Origin of the sequence: Pseudomonas mendocina (assembly GCA_037482215.1) — a bacterium.
In the GTDB taxonomy this organism is placed as follows: Bacteria; Pseudomonadota; Gammaproteobacteria; order Pseudomonadales; family Pseudomonadaceae; genus Aquipseudomonas; species Aquipseudomonas mendocina_E.
On sequence record CP148074.1, the window covers coordinates 4,538,234 to 4,561,571 of the forward strand.

The following is a 23,338-nucleotide window of genomic DNA, read 5'->3' on the forward strand; positions in this document are numbered from 1 at the left end:
CAACCCTAAAAGAATCATCACAAATATCTATGGATCTACAGCAATGAAACCATCAACCATCATAGGCTTTACAATATTATCCCTATTAACCTCAGCAGGATATGGACAGAGCAACTTTGTCGCTTATATAGAAAAAAACAAGCGCGACATTGTTATTCGTATGGACGGGGACAAAAAACATTATAGAGATCTAGTCGGAAGCAAGGACGGAATCTACAGAAATCTAACCAACATCAATAACCGCCCCGGACTATTTTCCAGCTCAGATGAAGACATTTTCTATACATTAGAAGCAACAAATGGGAACGTGCTTATTGATTGTTTTTATACAACCTTTCGAAGTAAGTACTCTGGAATTAGAGTTAACAAGGCTGTCTGCGGGCTGGGTGAGAAACTAACACCAGAGTACACAGAAATACCATACCAGTACTTAAACAAGTGGAAGGAATCTGCGAACAGAATAAATATAGCACCTCTCAGAGAAAGCAACACCCCACTAAAGATTGAGACATTTATAGAAAACGGCCTTAAAGAGATAAACTTATATAAATCAATGAGCGACCTAGAGAACTCTAGCCCTACTGTTTTTATTGAATCACCAGATGGATGTTATCTAGAAAGCAACAACCATATTTTCCTTGTCTATGACAGCAAAAAAACTGACCACCCTATCAAAATGCAAATAGTTGAAGATGGAGATAACATGCAAATAAAGGATGTAGACAACGCATATATTACCTCTCTTCCTAGAACCGAGTGCTATAGGTAAATAAAAAAAATAAAAAGGGACGGATTTATTTATCCTCCATAGCTAAGAAAATTCTGCAACAAACATATTAAGCCATCCATATTTCAACGCAAAATGGAAGTTGCATGAGACACAGACCATTTCTATATCTTTTACTCCCCATCATTTCTCTATTTATTTCTTCAGCGATATCCGCCGCTTCAGTCGAATTTCCTGTTTGGACACGTTATTGGGCAGGCACTTTGGGGAATAAGAACATCGAAATCACTCTAACCCGAACTGCTGATACTTTAGCAGGCAGTTACTGCTACCTCCCTTGCAAGCCCAGCACGCGTTACCAACTTGCTTTAAGTGGAGCGATAGAAGGAAATACCGCAGAGTTGTCAGAACATCTAAGCAACGATGGAAGCAATCTAACTGGAGTCTGGCACATTGACGCGCTTACCAACGAAATTTTAGGAACATGGACATCGCCAGATGGCAGGCGCTCTTTTCCAGTAAAACTGGAGCGTGTAATGAGCGATCTCGATAAGCATTTCCCCTACGAAATCCGCTTGCTCGCTAGCTCTCTACCTGAACCAGATATCAGCGGCTGCCCCACTCCACCATATGTGTCAGCTATTCGACTTTACAAGAACGGTGAGCTATTTCAGACGCTGGAAACAGATTCTCAAGGCACTTGTAGTATCTACACGCCAGACTTAATTGACGCAAACTTCGATGGCTGGCCAGACCTGAAAATTAATCTTTTTCTTCCTGCTGGCCCTAACATTCCTTCACAGATCTGGCTGTATGATCAAAAGACCGACCGTTACCTTGACGCTCCGCAAGCCTTACAAGAAATAACCTCAGCCCAATTCGATCCAGAGTATCGCACCATCTACTCGCATTGGCGCTCCAGTTGTTGTGAACACGGCGTATCCGTCTACCAATGGAAAGGCAGTGACATTCAACAGACTCAAACTGCAAGCAGTTATTTATTGCCAATAATGGATGGCACTACACCACGCTTGTGCTACGTCATACCTAACTATAAAAATGGATTTATCGAGTTTGAGCAACGTGTCGAAGAGTTTAGCGGTGGAAAGCTGAAATTAAAAAATATTAACCCCGCAGACTGCGAGGTGCTTGAGGATATTTCATTTGCCATTCAACCAAGGGTTTTTATCGAGATTTTTAGACAAGACACCCCTGGCAAAAAACTCAAGGTAATACGCCGAGAAAATACTGCATGGAAACTATCAAAATTGGATAGCGGGTATTACTACTGCCCGGAACTCCCCTTCTTTAACAATGGGGAAATCCGGCGTGTAATTTTTACGGATGATGCCGCCCTGTGTAGCACGCAAGATCCGAATAGAGCGTCCAACACTGAATAACACCCACCTCCAGAACTATTAAATGACCAGGTTCGCTACATATGAACTATAAACTCAGGGTTGGATCGCCATGCATAATCGCACGTTACTTTGCCTTTCTCGTGCCACTTATCTTCATCCCTCATGCCTCTGCTCTTGAGCTTAGCCCGATCACATACAAAGAGGCGCTAAGCGCATACCGAGCGACTGGTGGCCTTGAGAACTACCGCTGCGCGCTGCTTCCTGCTGATAAGTTCTACGCACCGCTAGAAAACGCAGAACCAATCGCAGTGGAGCTTGATGACCAGCTTTTTATCAAGCTGGATGGCAATCCTATGCAGATAGGTATGGCCAGCGCGGATGAGATGAGTAGCGTTTATTCCAGTAAGGATTTAACTGTCACGCTGATCAAGCAGTGGCAGTCTGATTTTTCGGAGTATCACGAATCGGATAACCGGCAAGTCGATATCGCGGTTAAAGCAGCCTCCGAAGAGAAGACCTATAAGGCCTTTGGTGAGGCATGTGGTATCTGAGACCGCTCACCCCAGCCGCGCTAACTGGAGTGACCGTATGCATCCGACTACTTACTCAAACCTCACCCAGCCAAAGGTGTCCGGCATATGGAAGTTCAGTTCCGGTACGGGTTGCCAGCTGGCCCAGTGTGGATGGGAGGTTTGGTCGGCGCATTTGAACAGGTTGATGCGCCAAGTTTGGCCTGAGAGTTGGCCCAATTTTCCGACGTAGGCTTCAAGCACGCTGAAAGGGATAAAGAACTCAAGGCACCACTCGGTGGGTTCAGTGATTTCAGGTTCGACGACAGCAGGCAGTGTGCTTTGGACTCGGATTTGCTGGCCTTGCTCAGGCGTGAGTTTGCTGAACGCTTTGAAGCCATCCGCGGTGCGTTCTGCGTCTGTGATGTAGTAACTCAGCAGCGTTCCGTTGCCGCTCATTTCTACGCTGATGTAGCCATTTCCGTCACTCGCCTGAGGCTTGGGCTGAAGGAATATCTCGACGCAGCTGTCGTTGCACACCATGTCTTGGAATTGCGTTGTAACGCAGCGGACATAGCGATCCTGAACCTTGAAGATGCCCTGTACGCCCTGCTCGCTATAAAGCAGTTTGGCTTGTGTGATGGGGCGGTGGTGGCTGCTTTCGCGACGGAATTGGTCAATGCTCATCACATCCGCTGTTTGCCAGTGGCTGGCATGCCAATCAGCCGTAACGGGAGGCAGGGTTTCGAGGTAGCGGATGACGTATTGCAAGGAGGTGTCCTGTTGATGTGTTTGGCGACTTTGTGCCGCCGCTGATGGCGCTGACCTTACCGCCAGCGCTTACGTTTTCCCAGTAGCCTGTGGACTCTGCGCTCACTCCGATGTGCATACACGCTGCTCTGGCACAGACAGCCTGTCTTTCACGGTTTGAAACATCCCCGCGCGTAATCAGCATCGCTCGATCAGCGTATGTTGCGGTACGTTTGATCTCAGACACTAACTCACCCAAGTCTGGCATTGAAATTATCAAGCCTGCGCTAACGAGATACCGCCATGAATCCAATCGTCCATAAGCACCTTTACATTGACGGTCAGTGGCTTGCCCCTGTGAAGGGGCAACGCTTCACTACAGATGATCCAAGTGATGAGTCCCTGCTGGCCGAGCTGCCCGCAGCAACGGCTGAAGACGTAGAGCTGGCGGTTAAAGCAGCCCGCCGTGCGTTTGATGAAGGTGAATGGCCATATTTGACCGGCGCAGAACGCGCGAGGGTGTTGCGTAAGGTGGCCGAAGGTATTCGCGCGCGCCTGCAAGAGCTGGCGGTGCTGGAGGTTCGTGACAACGGTAAGCCACTGGCAGAGGCTGAGCTGGACATCGAAGACGCTGCGGGCTGTTTTGATTATTACGCGGATTTGGCCGAGGCAGCCGATACAACTCCCCGTCAGGACCTCGCAGTCGCAGATGACCGTTTCAGCACTTGGATCGAGCGGGAGCCGGTAGGTGTTGTGGGCGCCATTATCCCGTGGAACTATCCGCTTCTCATGGCCGCCTGGAAGGTCGCCCCCGCGCTGGCCGCGGGCTGCACAATGGTGCTTAAGCCTTCGGAGCTGACGTCACTGACGGCCATCGAGCTGGCTTCGATCATTCACGAAGCAGGCGTCCCGGCTGGCGTGTTCAACCTGATCACCGGACTGGGTGCAGATGCGGGTGCGCCGCTGTCTGAACACGCCCTTGTGGATAAGCTGGCATTTACCGGCAGCGTGCCGACTGGCCGCCGCATCATGCAGGCCGCTGCCCGCGAGATCAAAAACATCAGCCTTGAGCTGGGTGGTAAATCGCCCTTTATCGTCTTTGCGGACAGCGATATCGAACAGGCCGTTGAGTGGATTATGTTCGGTATTTTCTGGAACCAGGGACAGGTCTGTTCGGCCACATCCCGCGTGCTAGTCGAGCGTGCACTGTACCCCGCATTGCTGGAGCGTCTGGCAGCTGAAGCGGCGCGCATCACCATCGGCAATGGCCTGCAGGAGGGCACCCTTCTCGGCCCGCTCGTCAGCCGTGGCCAGCATCAAAAAGTGTTGGATTTCATTGCGCAAGGTAAAGCCAGCGGCGCCCGTCTGGTACATGGGGGCAAGCGTCCTGAGCATCTGGATAAAGGCTATTACCTGGAGCCGACCATTTTTGCCGACGTACCACTGGACAGCGGCATCTGGTGTGAAGAGATCTTCGGCCCGGTGGTGTGTGTTCGTGCATTCGACACTGAAGATGAGGCACGCCGTTTGGCTAACGACTCGCCGTTTGGTCTGGCAGCTGCGGTGATGTCCCGTGATGTGGCACGTGCAGAGCGTTTCTCCAAGCGGCTACGGGCTGGGATCATCTGGATTAACTGTTCGCAGCCGACCTTCACCGAGGCACCGTGGGGCGGTTACAAGCAGAGTGGTATCGGGCGCGAGTTGGGGCAATGGGGCTTCGACAGTTACCGCGAAATCAAACAGGTAACCCGTTATAACAGCGACCAACCATGGGGCTGGTACATCAAATAACGATATGGCTGGGCCAGTCCCGGCCAGGCAGCGAGTCGTGTGCTGCGGGGCGTGAGGCCGCGACTCAACCCCACGGCCCGCAGCACACTAGCGTTTACTGTTGAGCCGCTGCCCTCTGGCGGCAGGCATCACCAAATGCGCTGAAAATTTTGATTGAATGCGGGTTCTCCGATGCCAGCCATTCCGGATGCCATTGCACACCCAGGGTAAAAGCTTGCGCCTGCGGCAGGTGAATGGCTTCGACCAGGCCGTCCTCAGCGTGAGCCAGCGGCTCAATTCCAGCGCCAAGTCTGTCCAGACCTTGCCCATGCAGGGAGTTAACCGGGAACGCATCGTCGCCCATCAACTCAGCGAACCAGCTGCCCGGTACAGCACGTACGGTGTGGCTGTCGGCATATTGAACCGGCACCGGGTCATCCGGATTTTCGCGGTGGTCATTAAAACCGGGGACTTCGTAAACCTTCTGATGAATGTTGCCACCGAGTGCCACATTAAGCTCCTGCATGCCACGACAAATGGCAAACACTGGCAGGCCACGCGCCAGCGCGGCACGGATCAGCGGCAGGTCGAAGTCATCGCGGTCACGGTCCTGACCTTTACCAGGGGTCTTGTTTTCTTGCCCATACAGAACGGGGTCGATATTGCTGCCAGCACCGGTCAGGTAAACACCGTCGACCATGTCCAGGTACTGTTCGAGGTCATCAATACCGCAGCAAGTCGGAGCAAGCAGAGGTACGCAGCCGGAGATATCAACAAGGGGGGTTATGTATTTATGAGTCATGACTTGATAGGCGTGCCCTTTGCGCTCTTGCGCTCCCATGGACATCAGCACTACCGGTTTACGCGCACCCGGGCGCTTGCTCGTATTGTTGTTAGACATACATCACCTTGAGGCAGGCATGGCCTGCATTGCTGTGCAGGAAAGACGGGGGTCGTGCCTTCCTGTTTGCGCCTGGCGGTGCCTGAAAGCGGTCTTGGTAAAAGACCAAAAAAGGGTGCTCACAGCCCTTTCGCACCAGCCGAAGCCGTGCAGCCAGTCTGCCACTGCCGTTTAATATGTCAAACAAATCCGAGCAAATCCGCAGCCAGACTGGGCCCGGCGATTCTCCTAAAGTCCTATAAAAAGCCAATTTCACCCAAATTTGGTGATAGGAACATCCTCAGATAGTCCATTATTTTTTACGGAATACCATCCCTTCAGCCTTCTTTGCGAGAAGCAAACTCCACAGGGGGTAATTGCACCGCAGCAATGTCCGTCAGCAGATAATCACGTAGACGCTCCACGCGCTCCTGCCCTCTGCGGGCTTTAGGCCAGACCAGGTAATAGCTGCATCCACTGGGCACCGCGCATGGCCATGGCAGGCCCATTCGTCCAAGCGCAACATCCTCGGCCACCATCACCAGATCCCCAATGGACACGCCGTAACCCCGAGCAGCGGCAACCATGCCTAACTCCAAGGTATCGAACACCTGCCCCCCCTTGAGCGAGACCTGATCGGCCAGCCCCATCGCCTGCAACCACTGCCGCCAGTCGCGGCGGTCGGGGGTCGGATGGAGTAATTCGGCATGTTTCAGGCGCGACAGGGTCCAGGGCTTATCTCCCAAGGCCTCCGGTGCACACACCGGTATCAGCCATTCCTTGAACAGCTCACAACTGCCCCACTCTGGCGGGAAATTGCCTTCGCTGAGCAGCACTGCGCAGTCGAAGGGCTCGTGGAGAAAGTCCACGGTATCTACGTCCATCCAGGCGCTGGTTAGTTGTACTTCCGCTGACGACGCGAGTCGGTAACGCGAGATACGCGCCAGCAGCCAGCGCATGGTCAGCGTCGAGGGCGCTTTCAGGCGCAGCACAGCGTCATCCACCCGCAAGGTGCTACAGGCTCTATCCAACGCAGTGAAGCCTTCAATCAGCCCCGGCAGCAGCAGGCGTCCGGCTTCTGTGAGTTGTAGAGCGCGCCCTTGGCGGTCGAACAGGCGGCAGGAAAAGTGCTCTTCAAGTGTGCGCACATGGCGGCTGATCGCGCTTTGGGTCAACGCCAGTTCTTCAGCTGCACGGGTGAATGAAGCGTGCCGCGCCGCCGCTTCAAAGGCACGCAAGGCATACAGCGGGGGAAGTCGTTCTCTCACGCCAATAATCCATGAGTAATAATCATGCTTAGCATGGTTTTTATCCTTTTGTGCCAACTCATTTTGCCTGTGAGAATAGGCTGATTCTCAGCTTGCAGGTAATCGGCAGCAAGCATCCTTTCTGAGTGAAACTCATCATGCCCAACTCTTTACGCCGCGAGCTGCGGGCCATCCTGCACCTCGCTGTTCCGCTGGTGGCCGCACAACTGGCTTATGTCGTCATGCTGTTCACCGATACGGTGATGATGGGCATGCTTGGCCCTGAAGCGCTGGCGGCAGGCAGCCTCGGGTCATCCACCTATCACTTTGTGTCGATTGTCTGTGTCGGGGTGATTGCCGCTGTCGGCAGTCTTGTGGCCATTCGGCATGGCGCTGGCGATACACAGGGGGTGACGCGCCTGACACAAAGCGGTCTGTGGTTGGGCTGGGGACTCGCAGCGATTTCTGCCGTCCTGCTGTGGAACTTAGAGCCCCTGCTGCGGGCATCAGGTCAGCAGGAACAGAATATTCACGGTGCAACTCAGTTCTTATCCACGCTGGTACTCGCATTGCCGGGCTACATGACTTTTATGGTTCTGCGCGGTTTCACCAGCGCCATCGGCCATCCCGGACCGGTCATGGCGATTAGCGTAGGTGGAGCTGTGGCTAACTTCGTTCTCAACTATGCGCTGATTAAGGGCTGGCTCGGGCTGCCCGCTCTGGGCTTGGCTGGAATTGGACTGGTTACCGCCATTGTCATGACCGGCATGGCGTTGCTACTGGGGTGGTATGTCCTGCGCCATCCGGCCTACCGCCAATACCCCCTGAAACAAGGCTTGTTCAGCCCGAAAATGAGCGATATCCGCGAGTTGCTGCGCCTCGGCACGCCTATAGGAGGAACCTACGCCGTGGAGGCCGGGCTGTTTACTTTTGCAGCCCTGTGTATGGGCGCATTGGGTAGCCACGAGCTGGCTGCCCATCAGATCGCGATCATGTCGGTGTACGTCGTGTTCATGATCCCGGTGGGCATCTCCTATGCTGCCACCTTCCGCATTGGCCAGCATTACGGCGCCGACCGGTTAAGTGAAGCCCGTCTGGCCGGACGGCTGGCCATCAGCTTAGGCGCCGCGTGCATGCTGCTGGTGGCCTGCCTGTTCTGGTTCGCGCCGCAATGGGTAATCGGCCTGTTTCTCGACAAGGCTGACAGCAACTACACCGAGGTGGTCGCGTTGGCCATCGGTATGCTGGCGATTGCGGCCTGGTTCGAGCTGTTCGATGGCATCCAAAATATCGCCATGGGCGCCATCCGAGGCTTGAAAGACGCCAAGACCACCTTCTTTGTGGGTCTTGTGTGTTACTGGGGCGTTGGCGCCCCTCTGGCCTGGGTACTGACGTTCCCGCTCGGCTGGGGCGCTGAGGGCGTATGGTGGGGGCTGGCCGCCGGACTGGCTTGCGCAGCCATTGGTCTCACGCTTGGGTTTGAATGGAAGACCGCACGACTGATGCGGCCTTCTTCCAACCCAAACCACTGCGGAATCACTGAGCCGCCGGTTTGAAGCGGTAAAACAAGTTAGGCTCGCTGGTCAGATATAGAACACCTTGGCGATCCATGGCTACACCTTCGGCTTGAGGAATGCTGTCTTTCAGGCCATTGGTGCCACCCAGCAAAGACAAGCTACTGATCACCTTGCCCTTTTTGTTCAGCTCCAAGAGCAGACGCGACTCATCGGACAACGCCAGCAGATGCCCGCTGCGAACGTCAAAATGCAGGCTGGACAGATCCCGTACAAACAGCGCTTCATCCCGCGCCACATTGCCGCCTACATGCACATTGAAGGGCTGCTCACTTTTTTCATGCGGAAAGCCGTTAATCTCGAAAATACGCACTGGATCGCGCTCTTTTGCTGCAAATAAACGCTTTGTGTGCGGGTCATATGCCAGCCCTTCAAACCCCTTATTACCGCCGCCGCCTATGTTCAATGAAAACTGCTGGTAGTGATCCGCAACCAGATGAGTCGTGTTATCGGTAACTCGCACTTTGATCAAACGCTGCTTGCGCTCATCGCTGATGACATACACACCGGGGCTGATGTATTCCACGGCCTCCGCATCGCCAAAGCCTTCCAGCGAAATTCTCCGCAGAATGTCGCCATCCAGAGACAGCTCAATCAGTTCAGCCTTCTGATTGGTTACAGTGAACAGTGTGTTGCGATCTGGGTCGTAGGCCAGTGCAGACACCTCTTCAAGATCCCCCAGAAGCTTGGCCTCAATATCGATCTGGTAATCAGCCAGCCCGATTGAGTCGTCCTGCTGTTCTGAACTGTATGAGTTCTGCACATTGAACCAAGCCCGCTCGAACAGTCGGAACTCTTGAGCAACCAGAACAAGCAGCAGCACGAACGCAAAGGCCAGCATCAGGCCTAGGTGCCGCCATGTCAGGTGAATCCTCATAAATACAAACTCTCGTCACGCACCAACATCAAAACCGGCCTGCATCGCTGCAGGCCGGTACGTTTTCGAAGGGTCGCGATTACTTGACCACTTCCAGGTATTCCACATCAATTTCGCGACTGGTCAGGTCACGATCAACCTCACCGCTCAGCTTGACCGTAGCTGTCTCAGAGACAGCTTGAGCAGGCCAAAGCTCATCATCGATTTCGACTTCAATGGTGCCGGTGGCATCTTTGAATTCATACATTTCATCGTGCAGTCGCTTAGTGATCTGGCCTTGCAGCACCACCGGTGTGTCATCGCCAGCTTTCAGCGCTTCAGCCACAGTGGTGATGGTGGCCTGAGCGCCAGGGCCGGTGTAGCCACCTGCAGCCTGAGTGCCTGGACCTGAGTAACCATTGGCAGCCAGAGCAGCGGTAGAGAACAGCGGGGCCAGCAGAACAAGTGCAAAACGTTTCATGAAGGTATCTCCTCATCAGTCAGTTGATGAGCTAAGACTAGAACCGCTTGCTGAAGCGAACCTTAATCGCGACTTAAGCCAACCTTAATTCTCTAATGTGGCAATACGACGACTCGACTGCGCTCTGGTCATACAACCCAGCAGTCGGTGAGCTACGACGGGAATATTGTGGGGGAATCGGCCGGTTCAGCGACTCATTCCAAAGCACTAAAAATAGCTGCCCAGAAAATACCGACAGGTAAATAGGATTTCACTTACTTTGGCGCCGCAAGATGTGAGCCGGCCTGCAAGCACAGGCCGGATTGGCTTTAGAGGGCGCGGCTGTTGAAACGACTCAGGCCTGGCAACTCCAGCACCAGCTCATCACCCGCATGCAGCGGGCCAACACCAGCCGGCGTACCGGTCAAAATCACATCACCCGGTTGCAGGCTGAAGTGAGCAGAAATGTGCTGAATCATCGGCAGGATCGGGTTGATCATGTCGCGGCTGTTGCCGTCCTGACGCACTTCGCCGTTGATCTCCAGGCGGATACCAATATCAGCCAGATCCGCCACTGCATCCCCCGGCACGAACGGCGCCAGTACACAGGCACCATCAAACGACTTGGCCAGCTCCCACGGGTAACCCTTGGCTTTCAGCTCACTTTGCAGATCACGCAGCGTCAGATCCAGAGCAGGGGCAAAACCGGAAATAGCATCCAGCACTTCTTCTGCATTGGGGTTACGCGACAGCGGCTTGCCGATCAGCACCGCGATTTCCGCCTCGTAGTGCACCTCACCGCGATCTGCCAGCAGCTGGAAGCCATCGCTCAGCGGCACCACACAGCTGCCCGGCTTAATGAACAACAGCGGTTCAGTCGGAACAGCGTTGTTCAGCTCTTTGGCGTGCTCTGCATAGTTGCGGCCAATACACACCACTTTGCCCATCGGGTAATGGATGCGGGTACCGTCAATGTACTGATGCTGATAACTCATGTCTGCCGTCTCCACGCCCAGCCCCGAAGGTGCGGGCCTCTTTTTTGTCGGATTGAGCGCTGGACACGAGCATGCCCAGCGCAGATGGCCGATCAGACCGGGAAGATTTTGCCCGGGTTCATGATGCCGTTCGGGTCGAACACCTGCTTGATCGCCTTCATGTAGGCAATTTCGGCTTCCGAGCGGCTGTAGCCGAGGTAATCACGCTTGGTCATACCCATGCCGTGCTCGGCGCTGATCGAACCGTTGTATTTCTGTACGGTTTCGAACACCCACTTGTTGACGGTCGCGCACTTGGCGAAGAACTCATCCTTGCTCAGGTTTTCCGGCTTGAGGATGTTCAGGTGCAGGTTGCCGTCGCCAATATGGCCGAACCAGACCACTTCGAAGTCTGGGTAGTTGGCTTCGACGATATCGTCGATGTCCTTGAGGAAGGCCGGAACCTTGCCCACGGTTACGGAGATGTCGTTTTTGTACGGCGTCCAGTGGCTGATGGTTTCCGAGATGTACTCGCGCAGCTTCCACAGGTTCTGCAGCTGCTGCTCGCTCTGGCTCATGACGCCATCCAGCACCCAGCCTTGTTCAACGCAATGCTCAAAGGTGGCCAGCGCCGCTTCAGCGACTTCTTCTGTGGTGGCCTCGAACTCCAGCAGTGCGTAGAACGGGCAGTCGGTTTCGAAGGCAGGCGGTACATCACCACGGGCCATAACCTTGGCCAGCGCCTTGTCGGAGAAGAATTCGAAAGCCGTCAGGTCCAGCTTGTTCTGGAAGGCATGCAGCACTGGCATGATCGAGTCGAAGTCCGGCGTGCCCAGTACCATCGCGGTCAGGTTCTTTGGCGCACGGTCCAGACGCATGGTGGCTTCAACCACAAAGCCCAAAGTGCCTTCCGCGCCGATAAACAGCTGACGCATGTCGTAGCCGGTAGCATTTTTGATCAGGTCTTTGTTCAGCTCCAGCAAATCACCATTACCAGTGACGACTTTCAGGCCCGCCACCCAGTTACGGGTCATTCCGTAGCGAATTACCTTAATCCCGCCAGCATTGGTGCCGATATTGCCGCCAATTTGGCTAGAGCCGGACGATGCGAAGTCCACCGGGTAGTACAGGCCTTTCTCCTCAGCAAACATTTGCAGTTGCTTGGTGACAACGCCCGGCTGGCAGACCGCCGTGCGGTCATATTCGTTAAAGGCCAGGATCTGATTCATGTAATCGAAGGAGACAACCACTTCGCCGTTGGCGGCCACAGCACCCGCAGACAGGCCAGTTCGGCCGCCGGATGGCACCAGCGCCACCTTGTGCTGATTCGCCCAACGCACGATGGCCTGCACCTGCTCAATGCTCTTGGGGAAGGCGATTGCCGCCGGTGCCGGGGCAAAATGCTTGGTCCAGTCCTTGCCGTAGGCTTCGAGGGAATCAGCATCAGTCAGTACTTTGCCGGGCTCAAGCAGGGACTTCAGCTCGTCGATCAGGGCAGGATTGGTCATTTTGGAACTCTCATACGATTCATGGTCACCCTGAGCATCTCTCATCTGCCAGGATAGGTGTTTCGCGGGCCTCGTATGCTAGCATACGCACCCCGCGAATCGTGCGCTCCCGCCAATTCGCCGGTGCTGTCAGCATTCAGCTGACCTTTCCCTGACACCAAATGTGGGACAAACAGGTACTCCGATGAGCAAGACCTCTCTCGACAAGAGCAAGATCAAGTTCCTTCTTCTGGAAGGCGTCCACCAAAATGCAGTGGATACCCTGAAGGCCGCTGGTTACACCAACATCGAGTACCTCAAGGGCGCACTCTCGGGCGACGAGCTGAAAGCCAAGATCGCCGACGCGCACTTTATTGGCATTCGTTCCCGTACCCAGCTGACCGCTGAAGTCTTTGACTGCGCGAAGAAACTGGTCGCCGTTGGCTGCTTCTGCATCGGCACCAACCAGGTAGACCTGAACGCAGCGCGCGAGCGCGGCATTGCCGTGTTCAACGCACCGTTCTCCAATACCCGTTCGGTAGCCGAACTGGTTTTGGCCGAGGCCATTCTGCTGCTGCGCGGCATCCCAGAGAAAAACGCCTCCTGCCACCGTGGCGGCTGGATCAAATCTGCGGCCAACTCCTTCGAAATCCGGGGTAAAAAGCTGGGTATCGTCGGCTACGGTTCCATTGGTACTCAACTGTCTGTTCTGGCTGAAGCACTGGGCATGCAGGTGTTCTTCTACGACACCGTCACCAAGTTGCCGCTGGGCAACGCCACTCAGGTTGGCAACCTGCACGAGCTGCTGGGCATGGCCGACATCGTTTCCCTGCACGTGCCTGAGCTGCCGTCCACTCAGTGGATGATCGGCGAGAAAGAAATCCGTGCCATGAAGAAAGGCGGCATCCTGATCAACGCTGCTCGCGGCACCGTGGTTGAGCTGGATCACCTGGCCAACGCGATCAAAGACGAGCACCTGATCGGCGCAGCCATCGACGTATTCCCAGTTGAGCCGAAGTCCAACGACGAAGAGTTCGAAAGCCCGCTGCGTGGTCTGGACCGTGTAATCCTGACCCCGCACATCGGTGGCTCCACCGCCGAAGCGCAGGCCAACATTGGTCTGGAAGTGGCCGAGAAGCTGGTTAAGTACAGCGACAACGGTACGTCGGTTTCTTCCGTGAACTTCCCTGAAGTGGCCCTGCCGGCTCACCCAGGCAAGCACCGCCTGCTGCACATCCACAAGAATGTGCCGGGCGTGATGAGCGAAATCAACAAGGTGTTTGCCGACAACGGCATCAACATCTCTGGTCAGTTCCTGCAAACCAACGACAAAGTTGGCTATGTGGTGATCGACGTTGATGCAGCCTACTCTGACCTGGCCCTGCAGAAGCTGCAGGACGTGAACGGCACCATCCGTACCCGCGTACTGTTCTAAGGCTTCACGCAACGAAAAATGCCCGTCTTATGACGGGCATTTTTGTTTCAGGCAGCGGGCTTTCGTTTGTTCGCGACTAAAGTCGCTCCTACAAGATCACCTCATTCTCTTCGTAGCCTGGATTAGCGGCAGGCGTAATCCGGAGTGCGTCATTGCAGCCGCCTACGCAACGGCGGAAACGCTGCGCGGTTCCGCCCTGCGGCCTGAACGCTCTCGCGAACAACAGGCAGCGCCTTACTTAACCGTAACGGTGATCTTCTCAGACAGCACTGGCGGGTTGTGCGGAACGTGGTTTTTGTCGCCCAACAGCAGTTGCAGTGTGTGTTTGCCCGGTGCAAGGGTTAGCTCAGTTTCGGTCTGGCCTTTACCAAAATGGCGAACATTGTCGGTGGCGGGCAGCGGCTGGCTCAGGTCCGGCAGCGGGTCTGCATCAATCAGCAGGTGATGATGGCCCGTATCCGGCACGTCGACACCCGCAGGCGCCACGCCCATACCCTTCAAGCCGAATTTGACGGTAAAGGTTTTATCCACCGTTGCGCCATCAGCAGGGCTGATGAAATACACCGACGCGCCCTCTGGGGCAGCAGTGCGTGGGATTTCAGCCCATGCACTCGACATTCCGATCAAGGCAGCAGCACACAGACCAAGGCGAAGCATTTTCATAATTATTCCTCAGCAAACGGGAAGGGTGAGACAACCCAGTAATAGCAGGTACTCAGGATTTAACTGAGTCCAACAGACGAAGGACATTCTCAAGCGCGCCCAGTTCATTTTCGTTGAACACCTGCACCCCTTCCCGGCGGAGCGCCGCAGCTGCTACGCCCTCTCCTGCCACACGGGTGCCGCTGAAGCTGCCATCGTAGGTTTCGTGATTACCGCATGAGGGGCTACGCGCCTTGAGCAAAGCCACGCGGATGCCATGCTCGCGCACCAACGCCAGTGCCTGTTGAGCCCCCGAAACAAACGCGGCGGTCACGTCGTTCCCCGTCACGGTCAACACCGGAAGCAGCCCATCGAGCACCTGAGCGCCCTGCCCGCTGGGAATCTCGGCCGGATCACGGGGCGTAGGCAGGCCGCCTGCAACCTCCGGGCACAGCGCGATCACACGGCCTTCGGCCTGCCATTGCTGCAACAGTGAATAGGGACCATGGGCACCACCGTCATAACGAACGTGATGCCCTAACAGGCAGCGACTGACCAGAATCTTTTGCACCGTAATCACCCTTGCAGGCTGTCCGCTCCAAGCAGCGCAGCAGTTTGCTTAATAAACCAAGGGTAACCCGCAAGCCGTTTGCGCAGAATGTGCAGAGATGAGCGCTTAGGCTCAGTAATAGGTTGGGGTGTAGAGGTGGGCGTTGGCTGGATCACTGAGCATCTGCTCTAGCAGCTCGTTCTGCATCGCCAGCAGCTTGCCGTTGCGTTCGTTCTGACGCTTACAGTGCACGGTCAGCTCAGCCAGATTAGCCCAAGCCTGAAGCAGCTTTTGGCGCTGCGGCTGCGGGTAGCGCCCCAGCAAACGCTGCATGGCCTCAGGGCCAATGCTTAAACCGAATGCCCCCAGCACTTTGCTGCGGCGCTCAGCCCGCTGCCGTGACTGGCTGATCAGCGGGTTAATTTGTTCGTTAAGCTGGTCGATTTGCTGCGTATTGCGTTCAAGCAACTGCTGATGCAGGGCCTGCATAAGTTCAAGCAGGCGCTGGTGATCGACACAGTCCTGTTGCAGGTCCTGGGCGATGATATTCAGCAGTTGTTGCTCACGGGGTGTCACGCATCATTACCGCTGTGGTAGGTGTAAATGCTGGTGGCCAGGGCTGCCATGTCCAGTGACAGTTCGCCACGGGCCAAGGCCAGCTTGAGTGTGGAGATTTTGTCTTCGTCCACATCTGGCAACTGGCTGAGTGCCGTTTGCAGCCGTTCAAGGTGCAGCGCTTCAGCGCCGATGGCTTCACGGGAAGTCGAACCGGACTGCGCCGGGCGCGCACTGCTAACCTGTGCCGGTGCTTCACTGGGCAGGTTGAGGCTGGGCTTGAGGTGCCTGCTGATTTCCATGAATACGAATCCAACTGGTGGTGATGTAAACCTAAGGCGACCGGATCCACGCGGCGCTTAAATTCACACACAAAAATCCTGAGAAGTATTGCTCAGGATCATGGCAAGCGCCGATTCTACGCTGCATAAGTCGCGCTTGCAGCCACCGTTAACCGGCTTGATTGCGCCACCAGGCCTGAGCGGCCAAGCCGTCTTGAATCCTCTGTTCCTGCTGCCCCAGCAACAAATTCCACTCTTCGATCTTGCTGTCCATCAGTTGGGTGATGACTTTTTCATTGCGCATGGCGGCCAGTAACTCCCCCTGAATGCGCTTGAGATTAAGCTCGGCCAACTCCAGTTCACGGCGCTGCATTTCCACCATTTTGTACAGAGTGGCTTTGTAGCGCTGCTGGTTATCACGCTGCAAAGGCGTGGTCATAGGCACGGTAAAGCTGCACAGGCGACTCAGCCCGGCAATGTTATTGCGGTAGCGCTGACAAAGGTTCTGCTGGTAATTCACCCGGCCAAGCATCTGCTGTACCTGACTATTGCGCAGGCTGGCGAGGCGCTTCAGTACATCTATCTGCTCTTTCACCGGATCAGCGCCTGCAAACTGCTGATGCTTTCTTCAAGCTCGGCGCTGGCCCCTACTTCCTGACGCAAAAAGCCGTCCAGCATGGGCGCCAGCTGCACTGAGCGGTCGGTCTTGGCATCCATCCCCGGTGTATAGCCGCCCAATGGAATCAGCTCTTTGATCTTTTGATAGGTGCTGTAGAACTCTTTGAACTGTCGGGCCGCCCGCTGATGGGACTGTTCAGTGACCTGGCTCATGCAGCGGCTGACCGAGGCGCTGACATCAATCGCCGGGTAATGCCCAACCTCGGCCAATCGCCGCGACAGAACGATGTGCCCATCGAGAATGGCACGGGCACAGTCGACAATCGGGTCCTGCTGGTCATCCCCTTCAGCCAGTACGGTGTAAATCGCACTCAGGCTGCCGCTGCCGCTCTCGCCGTTACCGGCACTTTCCACCAGCTCCGGCAGCATGCCGAATACTGAGGGCGGATACCCCTTAGTAGCTGGCGGCTCGCCCAGCGCTAGGGCGATTTCACGCTGGGCCATGGCGTATCGGGTCAAAGAGTCGACCAGCAGCAGTACGTCTTTACCCTGATCACGAAAATAGGCGGCAATGCTGTGGCACAACTCAGTGGCCTTTAGGCGCATCAGCGGCGACTCGTTAGCGGGGGCTACCACCACCACGGCCTTGCGCAAGCCTTCTTCCCCCAGGGAATGCAGAATGAACTCCTGCACTTCGCGTCCCCGCTCACCGATCAGGCCAACGACCACCACGTCTGCTTTGGTCTGCCGAGTGATCATGCCCAGCAGCACGCTCTTACCGACGCCACTGCCCGCAAATAAGCCCACACGCTGGCCCTTGCCCAAAGTGAGCATGGCGTTGATGGCGCGTACGCCAACGTCCAGCGGGGCCTCGACCGGGCGGCGCTTGAGGGGATTAACAGTGGGCAGCGTCGCAGGCAGCGGGTCGCGGCCACTGAGCTTGCCCCGATCATCCAGCGGCTCACCCAAGCCGTTCACAACCCGCCCCAGCCACGACTCATCAATCTGTAACAGGGCTTCGTCTTTAACTGGGAATACCCGGGAGCCAGTCGCCAAGCCCACAGGCTTTTTGAACGGCATCAGGTAGGTGATATCGCGATTGAAGCCCACCACCTGAGCGTCCAACAGCGAGCCATCAGCTTGCTCCACCTGACAGCGCTGCCCGGTGCTGCGCTGGCAGCCAAGGCTTTCCAGCAGCAGACCGGAAACCCGCACCAAGCGCCCGGCCACTTTGGCCAGCTGCACGCTGTCCAGCGAGCGCAACGCTTCGTCGAGCTTATAGTCGAGCATCTCAGGCTTCACTCACGCTCAGGTGTTCGGCCAGGGTGTCGATGCAGGCATCCAGCCGCTGCTGGCACCCTACATCTGCCTCAGCTTGAGTGGTGATGACCCGACATTCGCCCAGGGCCAGTCGCTCATCTGCCACCAGCTTCCAATTTTCCGCACGCTCCGGGGCAATGGACTTGATCCGCGCATACTCTTCAGGGTTGAGCAGGACCTGCACATCGTCACCGTCACCCGGCATGCTGGCTAATGCTTCTTCCACCAGCGTCAGCAACTGGGTCGGATGCAGGGTCAGCTCGCAGCGGATCACTTGCTGAGACACTTTTTTCACCAGCTCCAGCAGTTCTTCCCGGCGCTTGTGTTCCATGTCAGCCAGATACTGCTGCATCTGCTGGCTGATGAGGTCCAGCGGCTGCGCGGCCTGCTCGAACTCCCGCCGCCCTTCGCGACGCCCTTCCTCGCGGCCAATCCGCAAACCTTCTTCACGGCCCTGATTCAGGCCCACTTGCCGCCCGGATTCCTCACCCTGCTGCAGACCCTCCTGATAGCCCTTGTCGAGGCCTTCCTGAAAGCCATTGGTGATGGCCTGCTGCAACTCTGCCGGATCGCCGCCCCACTGGGCGCTAATCTGGCTGCTGCGCGGCGGAAACCGGAACGGGCGCCACTGGCGGGTGTCCCCGCGAATCACTTTGACAGCCATATCATTCCACCGTCTGTTCGCGGAACAGCTGCACCTGCAGCTCGCCGCTGGCGGACATCTCGCGGACTACCGCCATGATGTCTTTACGCACCTGCTCAACACGGCTGAGCGGTACCGGGCCCTGACGACGGTTGATGGTTTCCATCTGCTGGACCTGACGTTTGGGCATGGCGTTGGTGATGGCACGAACCAGCTCAGGCTCTGCACCTTTGAGGGCCACCACCCACTCCTCCATGGGGACAGCTTCCAGCAGCGCCTGCAACACATCCTGATTTTGCCGGGAGAGGATGAAGAAGTCGTACATCTCGTCTTCGATGCGCTCGACCAGCGTCTCATCATGGGCACGCAACAGTTCGAACATCTGATTACGATCGCCCTTGAAGCGGTTCATGATGTCTGCAGCCTGCTTAATACCGCGCACCTGCGAACCCTGGGTGCTGAGCACGTTGAGGCTGCGCTCAATCAGCTGTTCAAGCTCAGCAATCACGTCGCTGTTCACTTCGCTCAGGTTGGCAATGCGGTACAGCAGCTCGTCCTGGCGCTCACGGGGCATGCACTCCAGCACTTCACTGGCCATACCTGGTGGCAGGAACGCCAGAAACACCGCCTGCATCTGTGCGTGTTCTTTAGCGATGAGCGCAGCGAACTGTTTCGGGTCCAGCCACTCCATCTTGGCCATCTTGGCGCGGATTTCTTCACCGTAAATGCTGTCCAGCAGGGTCCGGGTAATCTCGCCACCCAGTGCTTTGCCCAGCATCCCAGAGAGGTAGCTGCGCGAAGCCCCTTTGATGCTGCTCTGCTCTTTGTAGTCCTCGAAAAACCGGCCGATGACTTCTGACACCATCGGCTGTTTGACGTTGGACAGGCGCGCCATGGCCTGGCTGATGCTGACAATCTCTTCACGACTGAAGTGTTTGAGGACACCGGCGGAGATTTCATCGCCCATGCTCAGCATCAGGATCGCGGCCTGCTCGGTGGGCGTCATGTTGCGGTTCTTGGCGCGCAGACGCATTTCCTTGGCAACAGAGCCGTTAGGCTGGGTTGGTGTCTCTTTCATTTCGCCCTATCCATTGCTTGAGGACTTCCGAGACACGCTCGGGGTCATTCTTGGCCAGCATTTGCAGGTGTTCGATTTGCATCTCCAGCCCTGAGCCAGGCGCTGGCAGATAAATCTCCGAAAGCGGGTTCAGCTCACCGAGGATGGTTGCACCGGGTATGCCTTCACCGGCGAGCAAACGTGCCGCGGCGGCTTCGCCGGTCAGTGCCAGCGGCTCGTCGTGTTCTTTGCTCAGAAGCGGTGCATCTGGCTTGCTGCGCTGGGTCAGGCTACGCACCGCTGGGCGCACCACCAAGAGCAACAACAACAAGCAGACCAGCCCCAGCAGACCCAACTTGGCCCAATCTTGAATATTGCTATTTTCCCACCAGGGCAGTGCCTCGGTTTCGCCCGCATCGAGGCTGGCGGCCGTGAACGGGAAAACGCTCAGGGTCAGTACATCACCACGCTCCGTGCTAAAACCCACCGCACTTTTGATCATGGTTTCGAGCTCTTGGCGCGTCTCGGGTGTCCAGCCACCCTCCGGGGCAGAAGACGCGTTCAGCACCACCGCAATGCTCTGCTGACGCAGGCTGAACGGCGCGTGCTTCACATGGGTCACGGTCTGGTCATAGTCCAGTTGGCGATTGGCCTCACTGCGCAAGGAGGTCGCCGACTCTGCGGTTGTCTCAGCATTCTGCTGAGGCTGCCCCTGCGTTTGTTGCGCCTTAGCCTGAGGCGGGCGATTGCTCAGCGAACCGGGCACGCCAAGGGCGAGTTGGTCGAGAACGCTCTCGTCACGAATCACTTCATTGCGGATACGTGGCGTTTCACCATAGGACTGCTGGGTCTGTTCTTTCTGGCTGAAGTCGATATCGGCATTGACGCTGATGCGGTAGTTGCCAACGCCAACAATCGGAGCGAGCACCGCTTCGGCATTGGCCAGCGCTTTATTCTGGAAGTCATCGACTACCTTCCAGTTCTGCTGTGGGCCGCCACCCGCGCCGATGCCCCGGGAGAGCAAGGTGCCAAATTGATCAACGACCTGAACATTATCCGCAGACAACTCCGGCACGCTGGCGGCCATCAGGTTGACGATGGCACTGACCTGCTCAGGCTCCAGCTTCTGCCCGGTGGCCATGCGCAGCATCACCGACGCCTTAGAAGGCTCACGCTTGCCGACGACAAACGAGCTGCTCTCGTGCAGGGCCAAGTGCACACGCGCCGACTCAACGCCCTTAAGCGTCATCACGGTACGGGCCAACTCACCCTCGAGGCTGCGCTTGAGGCGCACGTCCTGAACAAACTGGCTGGTGCCCAGCGGCTCGTCCTTATCAAACAGCTCGTAACCCGCCGGGACTTTGACCTGCACGCCGTTGCTCGACAGCAGCATGCGCGCCTGCCCCAGCTGCTCTTCCTGCACCAGCACCTGACCGCTTTGCGGATGCAGCTGATAGCCAATGCCGTTACTGTCCAAAACCTGCATGACATCCGCCGCCGCGTAGGCTTCGCCAGCGCCATACAGAGGGCGGAAAGCGCCCTTGTCGGACCACAGGTAATACGCAACGCCCAGGGCGACCGCAGCGGCCACGCCAGCCAGCCCGATCAAGGTCAAGCGCGGGTCGGGCTTAAAGCCATTGCGCGGGAGTTTGTCTTTAATTAGTTGCAGCACGAATAGTCCCTGCAGCCGCTTACAGCGGCATTCTCATGATGTCGTCGAAGGCTGTGGTCAGCTTGTTACGCACCTGTAACAGGGCGCTGAATGAAACGCTGGCTTTCTGGCTTTCGATCATGGCGCCCATCAGGTTGTCGGTCTTGCCACTGTCGACATCGGCCATTAATTGGCTGGCCTGATGCTGCTGGCTATCCACAGAGCGCACGACAGCATTAAAGGCGCTGGCAAAGCCAGCAGCCCCCGGCTCCTCGGCAAACAGACGCGGCGCAGCGACTGGTGCGTTTTCACTCATTCCCTTGAGTAGTTCCATCTGGCTCAGCATGCTCTGCTGCACCTTGCTGATTGCATCCATCCTGTATCTCCAGGGCGGTTAAACGGGAATCTGAACGCCTTGCTCACGCATTGCGTTGAGGCGATAGCGCAGGGCTCGCGGGGTCATGCCCAAGCTTTCTGCGGCTTTGGTCTTGTGCCCGCCAAAGCGGCGGATGGTATCGAGTACATGCTGGTATTCCGCCCACTTGCCGCTGGCGCGCAGGGCGGCTTTGCCCCCCTCAGCGACCAGCATCGGCGGCAACGCTGACAATGGCGCAGGCTCGGCCTCAGCAGGAGGTGGCAGCGGCAAGCCTAGGTCCTGCGCTTGGATATACAAGCCATTGCGCAGCACCAAGGCGCGTTGCAGGCAGTTCTCCAGCTCACGCACGTTGCCCGGCCAGTCGTAGGCCAGCAGCGCACGGCACGCGTCTTCGGTGAGCAGGTCGTGTTCGGCTTCCTGGGCGGCATATTGGCGGATAAAGCGCCGGGCCAGCGGCAGCACGTCATCCTTGCGCTCACGCAGCGGACTGATATGCAGCGGCAACACATCCAGACGGAACATCAGGTCAGCACGGAAGCGCCCTTCGGCCACTTCTTGCTGCAAATCGCGGTTAGTGGCAGCGATGATGCGGGTATCCAGACGAATTTCACGATGCCCGCCCAGTCGCTCGACCTTTTGCTCCTGCAACACACGCAGCAGTTTGGCTTGCAGGCCCAGAGGCAGCTCACCGATTTCATCCAGCAGCAACGTGCCGCCGCTGGCCAGCTCAAACTTGCCCGGCTGGGCGCTCACAGCACCGGTAAATGCGCCCTTTTCGTGACCAAAGAGGATGGATTCGAGCATTTGCTCCGGGATCGCCGCGCAGTTCACCGCCACGAACGGGGCATTGTCTTTGGCGCTGAAGCGGTGGATATAACGCGCCATCAGTTCTTTACCGGTGCCTGTTTCTCCGGTGATCAGAATGGGCGCACGGGTCATCGCCACACGCTGTGCCATGGCCAGCAAGCGACGCCCCGCTTGGGAGCAGGAGACAAAGCCTTCATCAGCGTTGCTGGCCGACTGCTGACGGCGCAGCAAGGCATTGAGTTGCACCTCGCTAAAGGGGGCTAGCAGGTAATCCACGCAGCCCAGTTCGAGCAAGGTCGCGGCCTTGGCCTGATCGGCGTACTCCACAACCGGCACCACACCGACGCGATCGACCTGACGCAGCAAAGCGGCCACTTGTGGATAAAGGCTGTGCTCATCCAGGGCGCTGACAAACACCAGGACCAAGCTGGCGGTCTCCAGTGCCTGCGGATCGAGCTCAAGGCAGTTGGCGAAGTGGTGCAGCTGATAGCCCTGACGATTCAGGCCTGAGCTGAGAAGCTGCGCACTTGCAGCGTCTGCCTGACCGACAACGACTATATGCTGACGCTTTGGAAGTTCAACAAAACTTCCTGTCGAAGCATAACTTGCCAATTGAGTAGAGTGCTTCAAGGTAGACCACCCGAAGTTACGTGTGTCTGCTGGATTTAACAGCCCGGTGTTATGGCTCCTATACGTCCCTGAAAAAAATTTCGTGGAGGCACTTAATTATTTCCCGACCTTGGTCGTCTTAAAAAAGTGCACATGCAACGGAACTTTTTCATCACAGGTGTGAACTAACCTGACTGCT

General features: G+C 56.4%; 24 protein-coding genes. 6 read left to right on the plus strand and 18 right to left on the minus strand.

The features are described 5' to 3' along the window. The first annotated feature begins 43 nt into the window (after nt 1–43). From WG219_20880 to WG219_20890, 3 genes are all read left to right on the plus strand, one after another. Complete coding sequence (locus WG219_20880; protein WXL25719.1) at nt 44–769, plus strand: hypothetical protein; 726 nt, start codon at nt 44–46, stop codon at nt 767–769. Between the two features lie 104 nt (nt 770–873). Then, nucleotides 874–2,127, plus strand: a complete 1,254-nt coding sequence (locus tag WG219_20885; protein WXL25720.1) for a nitrite reductase — start codon at nt 874–876, stop codon at nt 2,125–2,127. A 41-nt stretch (nt 2,128–2,168) separates the two neighbouring features. Continuing rightward, complete coding sequence (locus WG219_20890) at nt 2,169–2,639, plus strand: hypothetical protein (protein ID WXL25721.1); 471 nt, start codon at nt 2,169–2,171, stop codon at nt 2,637–2,639. 51 nt (nt 2,640–2,690) lie between these two features. On the opposite strand, the gene WG219_20895 is transcribed toward WG219_20890, so the two are convergent. Further along, complete coding sequence (locus WG219_20895; protein ID WXL25722.1) at nt 2,691–3,368, minus strand: carbohydrate-binding family 9-like protein; 678 nt, start codon at nt 3,366–3,368, stop codon at nt 2,691–2,693. 282 nt (nt 3,369–3,650) lie between these two features. Here WG219_20895 and WG219_20900 point away from each other — a divergent pair, with 282 nt between their 5' ends. Further along, entirely contained in the window at nt 3,651–5,138 is a 1,488-nt protein-coding gene (locus WG219_20900; protein ID WXL25723.1) for an aldehyde dehydrogenase family protein, read from the plus strand. A 94-nt stretch (nt 5,139–5,232) separates the two neighbouring features. Here WG219_20900 and WG219_20905 read toward each other — a convergent pair whose 3' ends face one another. Together WG219_20905 and WG219_20910 are read right to left on the minus strand one after the other, a co-directional pair. Beyond that, nucleotides 5,233–6,018 (minus strand): gamma-glutamyl-gamma-aminobutyrate hydrolase family protein, encoded by a 786-nt coding sequence (locus WG219_20905; GenBank protein WXL25724.1) that lies wholly within the window; start codon nt 6,016–6,018, stop codon nt 5,233–5,235. 317 nt (nt 6,019–6,335) lie between these two features. Further along, nucleotides 6,336–7,265, minus strand: coding sequence for a LysR substrate-binding domain-containing protein (locus WG219_20910; protein WXL25725.1), 930 nt, complete (start codon nt 7,263–7,265; stop codon nt 6,336–6,338). A 137-nt stretch (nt 7,266–7,402) separates the two neighbouring features. On the opposite strand from WG219_20910, the gene WG219_20915 reads away from it, so the two are divergent. After that, nucleotides 7,403–8,800 carry a NorM family multidrug efflux MATE transporter gene (locus tag WG219_20915; protein ID WXL25726.1) on the plus strand — a complete coding sequence of 466 codons (1,398 nt, stop codon included), beginning with the start codon at nt 7,403–7,405 and terminating at the stop codon, nt 8,798–8,800. Here the strand turns inward: WG219_20915 and WG219_20920 are convergent. The 4 genes from WG219_20920 to WG219_20935 all read right to left on the minus strand — a co-directional run bounded on the left by WG219_20920 (nt 8,781) and on the right by WG219_20935 (nt 12,616). Further along, entirely contained in the window at nt 8,781–9,659 is an 879-nt protein-coding gene (locus tag WG219_20920) for an SdiA-regulated domain-containing protein (GenBank protein WXL28064.1), read from the minus strand. The two genes, WG219_20915 and WG219_20920, sit on opposite strands and share 20 nt — an antisense overlap. A gap of 115 nt (nt 9,660–9,774) precedes the next feature. Beyond that, nucleotides 9,775–10,155: a NirD/YgiW/YdeI family stress tolerance protein gene (locus WG219_20925; GenBank protein WXL25727.1), complete on the minus strand. Its 381-nt coding sequence runs from the start codon at nt 10,153–10,155 to the stop codon at nt 9,775–9,777. 308 nt (nt 10,156–10,463) lie between these two features. After that, nucleotides 10,464–11,129: a fumarylacetoacetate hydrolase family protein gene (locus tag WG219_20930; GenBank protein WXL25728.1), complete on the minus strand. Its 666-nt coding sequence runs from the start codon at nt 11,127–11,129 to the stop codon at nt 10,464–10,466. A gap of 92 nt (nt 11,130–11,221) precedes the next feature. Beyond that, nucleotides 11,222–12,616 (minus strand): FAD-binding oxidoreductase, encoded by a 1,395-nt coding sequence (locus tag WG219_20935; GenBank protein ID WXL25729.1) that lies wholly within the window; start codon nt 12,614–12,616, stop codon nt 11,222–11,224. A gap of 184 nt (nt 12,617–12,800) precedes the next feature. Here WG219_20935 and serA point away from each other — a divergent pair, with 184 nt between their 5' ends. Further along, a complete protein-coding gene (serA, locus tag WG219_20940) occupies nt 12,801–14,030 on the plus strand; it encodes a phosphoglycerate dehydrogenase (protein WXL25730.1) in 1,230 nt (409 codons plus the stop codon). Nucleotides 14,031–14,264: 234 nt separating this feature from the next. Here the strand turns inward: serA and WG219_20945 are convergent, their stop codons facing one another. The 11 genes from WG219_20945 to WG219_20995 all read right to left on the minus strand — a co-directional run bounded on the left by WG219_20945 (nt 14,265) and on the right by WG219_20995 (nt 23,142). Beyond that, the gene (locus tag WG219_20945) at nt 14,265–14,693 is read right to left on the minus strand and encodes a DUF4399 domain-containing protein (GenBank protein ID WXL25731.1); all 429 of its coding nucleotides are present in this window, start codon (nt 14,691–14,693) and stop codon (nt 14,265–14,267) included. Nucleotides 14,694–14,745: 52 nt separating this feature from the next. Further along, a complete protein-coding gene (locus WG219_20950; protein WXL25732.1) occupies nt 14,746–15,243 on the minus strand; it encodes a DUF523 domain-containing protein in 498 nt (165 codons plus the stop codon). A gap of 111 nt (nt 15,244–15,354) precedes the next feature. Continuing rightward, nucleotides 15,355–15,798, minus strand: a complete 444-nt coding sequence (locus tag WG219_20955; GenBank protein WXL25733.1) for a flagellar protein FlgN — start codon at nt 15,796–15,798, stop codon at nt 15,355–15,357. Then, entirely contained in the window at nt 15,795–16,079 is a 285-nt protein-coding gene (gene flgM, locus WG219_20960) for a flagellar biosynthesis anti-sigma factor FlgM (protein WXL25734.1), read from the minus strand. The genes WG219_20955 and flgM overlap by 4 nt, the downstream gene beginning before the upstream one ends. Before the next feature lie 148 nt (nt 16,080–16,227). Next, the gene (locus WG219_20965; GenBank protein WXL25735.1) at nt 16,228–16,653 is read right to left on the minus strand and encodes a flagellar export protein FliJ; all 426 of its coding nucleotides are present in this window, start codon (nt 16,651–16,653) and stop codon (nt 16,228–16,230) included. After that, nucleotides 16,650–17,966 carry a flagellar protein export ATPase FliI gene (fliI, locus tag WG219_20970; GenBank protein ID WXL25736.1) on the minus strand — a complete coding sequence of 439 codons (1,317 nt, stop codon included), beginning with the start codon at nt 17,964–17,966 and terminating at the stop codon, nt 16,650–16,652. The genes WG219_20965 and fliI overlap by 4 nt, the downstream gene beginning before the upstream one ends. A 1-nt stretch (nt 17,967) precedes the next feature. Next, on the minus strand, nt 17,968–18,660 hold the full coding sequence (fliH, locus tag WG219_20975) for a flagellar assembly protein FliH (GenBank protein ID WXL25737.1): 693 nt from the start codon (nt 18,658–18,660) through the stop codon (nt 17,968–17,970). Nucleotide 18,661: 1 nt separating this feature from the next. Next, nucleotides 18,662–19,717: a FliG C-terminal domain-containing protein gene (locus tag WG219_20980; GenBank protein WXL25738.1), complete on the minus strand. Its 1,056-nt coding sequence runs from the start codon at nt 19,715–19,717 to the stop codon at nt 18,662–18,664. Next, the gene (fliF, locus tag WG219_20985) at nt 19,692–21,368 is read right to left on the minus strand and encodes a flagellar basal-body MS-ring/collar protein FliF (protein WXL25739.1); all 1,677 of its coding nucleotides are present in this window, start codon (nt 21,366–21,368) and stop codon (nt 19,692–19,694) included. Before fliF ends, WG219_20980 begins: the two co-directional genes overlap by 26 nt. A 19-nt stretch (nt 21,369–21,387) precedes the next feature. Further along, nucleotides 21,388–21,723 (minus strand): flagellar hook-basal body complex protein FliE, encoded by a 336-nt coding sequence (locus tag WG219_20990; GenBank protein ID WXL25740.1) that lies wholly within the window; start codon nt 21,721–21,723, stop codon nt 21,388–21,390. Nucleotides 21,724–21,741: 18 nt separating this feature from the next. Further along, nucleotides 21,742–23,142: a sigma 54-interacting transcriptional regulator gene (locus WG219_20995; protein ID WXL28065.1), complete on the minus strand. Its 1,401-nt coding sequence runs from the start codon at nt 23,140–23,142 to the stop codon at nt 21,742–21,744. Between the last annotated feature and the right edge of the window lie 196 nt (nt 23,143–23,338).